Source organism: Micromonospora sp. KC723 (assembly GCF_004348595.1).
Lineage (GTDB): Bacteria > Actinomycetota > Actinomycetes > Mycobacteriales > Micromonosporaceae > Micromonospora.
Window position 1 is genome coordinate 1 of the sequence record NZ_SMKD01000257.1, and the last position, 2,750, is coordinate 2,750.

At 76.1% G+C, this 2,750-nt stretch carries 3 protein-coding genes; all 3 read right to left on the reverse strand.

Annotation, left to right across the window (positions count from 1 at the left end; translation table 11 throughout):
• The coding region (locus E1165_RS28400) for an acetyl/propionyl/methylcrotonyl-CoA carboxylase subunit alpha (RefSeq protein ID WP_132394764.1) at positions 1–1,359 on the reverse strand (1,359 nt) is incomplete at its 3' end.
• Positions 1,360–1,371: 12 nt separating this feature from the next.
• On the reverse strand, positions 1,372–1,851 hold the full coding sequence (locus E1165_RS28405; RefSeq protein ID WP_243705035.1) for a biotin/lipoyl-containing protein: 480 nt from the start codon (positions 1,849–1,851) through the stop codon (positions 1,372–1,374).
• A 29-nt stretch (positions 1,852–1,880) separates the two neighbouring features.
• The coding region (locus tag E1165_RS28410; RefSeq protein ID WP_132394766.1) for an acetyl-CoA carboxylase carboxyltransferase subunit alpha at positions 1,881–2,750 on the reverse strand (870 nt) is incomplete at its 5' end.

Sequence of the window (2,750 nt, forward strand, 5' to 3'; positions counted from 1 at the left end):
GACAGGTGGCGGGGCGGCGAGGAGCCGGTCGACCAGGGCGGTGGTGTGGCGGCCGGCACGGAAGTCGGCGTCGTCGAGGACCCGCCGGACGAAGGGGATGGTGGTGCGCACCCCCGGGCCGGCGATGTCGAACTCCGCCAGGGCCCGGTCGAGCCGGCGCAGCGCCAGGTCCCGGTCCGGCGCCCAGACGACGACCTTCGCCAGCAGCGAGTCGTAGTACGGCCCGACCAGGTATCCGGGGTGCCCGTGGGTGTCGACCCGGGTGAACGGGCCGCCCGGCGGGACGAAGCGGTCCAGCCGGCCGGGGGTCGGCGCGAAGCCGCGGTCCGGGTCCTCCACGTTGACCCGGCACTCCACGGCCACCCCCCGCGGGCGGACGTCGTCCTGCCGGATCCGCAACGGCTTCCCGGCGGCGATGTGCAGTTGCTCGTGCACCAGGTCGATCCCGGTGATCATCTCGGTGACCGGGTGCTCCACCTGGATCCGGCAGTTGATCTCCAGGAAGTGGAACCGCTGTTCGGCGTCGACCAGGAACTCCACGGTGCCGGCGCCGGCGAAGCCCACCTCCAGCGCGCCGTGCAGCGCGGCACGCGCGATCGCGTCGAGGGTGGCGGCGGGCAGGGCCGGCGCCGGCGCCTCCTCGACCAGCTTCTGGTGCCGACGCTGCACCGAGCAGTCCCGGGTGCCCAGGTGCACACCGTTGCCGTGGGCGTCGCAGAGCAGCTGCACCTCGACGTGCCGGGCGTCGGTCAGGTACCGCTCCACGTACACCCGGTCGTCACCGAAGGCGGCCTGCGCGGCGGCCCGGGTACGCGCGTAGGCCCGGGACAGCTCGGCCGGGGAACCGACCACCGTCATCCCCCGCCCGCCGCCGCCCGCGGCGGCCTTGACGATCACCGGGTACCCGACCTCGGCGGCGATCTCGGCGGCGCGGGCCGCGGTGGGCACCGGGCTGACGCTGCCCGGCGGCAGTGGCAGCCCGGCCCGGCTCATCAGCGCCCGCGCCGAGGACTTGTCGGCGAGCGCCGCCATCACCTGCGGGGGCGGGCCGATGAAGACCAGGCCGTTGTCGGCGCAGATCTCGGCGAAGTCGGCGTCCTCGGAGAGGAAGCCGTAGCCGGGGTGCACCGCGTCCGCGCCGACCTGCCGCGCCGCCTCGACGATCGCGGCGGCGTTGAGGTAGCTGCGCCGGGCCAGCGGCGGTCCGATCAGGACGGCCCGGTCGGCGAGGCGGACGGCCGTCGAGTCGGCGTCCGCCGTCGAGTGGACCACCGCCGTGCGGATACCCAGCTCCCGGCAGGCGCGCAACACCCGCACCGCGATCTCGCCCCGGTTGGCGACGAGCACTGTGGAGAACATGGCGGCACCACCTCAGACCGGGTTGAGCGCGACCAGCGGCTGGTCGTACTCCACCGGCCGGCCGTCGTCGAGGATCTCGACCACCCGCCCGGCCCGCTCGGCGGTCACCTCGTTCATCAGCTTCATCGCCTCCACGATCCCGACGACCTGCCCGGGCCGGACCAGGTCGCCGACGCGGACGAAGGGCGCGGCGCCGGGCTCGGGCGCGCGGTAGAACGTGCCGACGATCGGCGAGCGCACCTCGACCCGACCGGTCGGGCCGGCCATGGGCTGCGGGCGCGGCGCCGGCGCGCTCGGCTCCGGGACGCGAGCCGGTTCCACCGCGGCGGCCCCGTGCCACTCGATCTCCAACACGGTGTCCCCGCTGCGCAGCCGTACCCGCCGGACCGGGCCGGCGACCTCGGCGACGAGCTGCCGCGCGTGCCGGCGCAACCCGGCCAGGACGGTGTCCACGTCGTGCGTCACCGGCGCGTGGTCGGTCTCGGCGGCCACGCCGCCGGCCGGCGGCGCGACACCCGCGCTCACCGGACACCCGCCCGGACGCCGGTGCGGGCGGCGCCGAAGCGTCGGAAGCGCTGCCGGCGGCGGCGGACCAGGGTCGCCGGGGGGACGTCGAGCAGGGGCAGCAGGTTGGACAGCAAGGCGTCACGCAGCATCAGCGCAGCCCCTTCCGGGTCGTGGTGGGCGGCCGGGGACGGCTCGGGGACGAGGTCGTCGACGACGCCGAGGCGGCACAGGTCCGGTGCGGTCAGCCGCAGCGCGCGGGCGGCCTGCGGGGCGGCGCCACGGTCCGGCCACAGGATCGCGGCACAGCCCTCGGGGCTGATCACCGAGTAGACGGCATGCTGGAGCATCAGCACCCGGTCGGCGACCGCGAGCGCCAGCGCGCCGCCGCTGCCGCCCTCGCCGGTGATCACCGCGACGATCGGGGTGGGCAGCACGCTGAGCGAGAGGATGTTCTCCGCGATGGCGGCCGCCTGACCCCGCACCTCGGCGTCGACACCAGGGTCGGCGCCGGGGGTGTCGACCAGGGTGACCACCGGCAGACCGAGCCGGGCGGCGAGCCGGACCAGCCGCAACGCCTTGCGGTGCCCGGCCGGGCTGGCCATGCCGAAGTTCCGGGCCACCAGCTCGCCGGTGGTGTGTCCCTTCTGGTGGCCGACCACCATCACGTGCCGCCCGTCGAGCCGGGCCAGCCCGCCGACCACGGCCGGGCAGTCCCCACCGAGCCGGTCGCCGTGCAGTTCCACGAAGCCGTCGAAGGCGGTGTCCAGGTAGTCCAGGGTGGTCGGCCGCCCGGGGTGCCGGGCCAGCCGGACCGTCTCCCAGGCGTCGGCGCCGGCGGCGTCCGCGCCCGTTCCGGCCGGCCGGATGCCCGGGTCGGTCGGGTG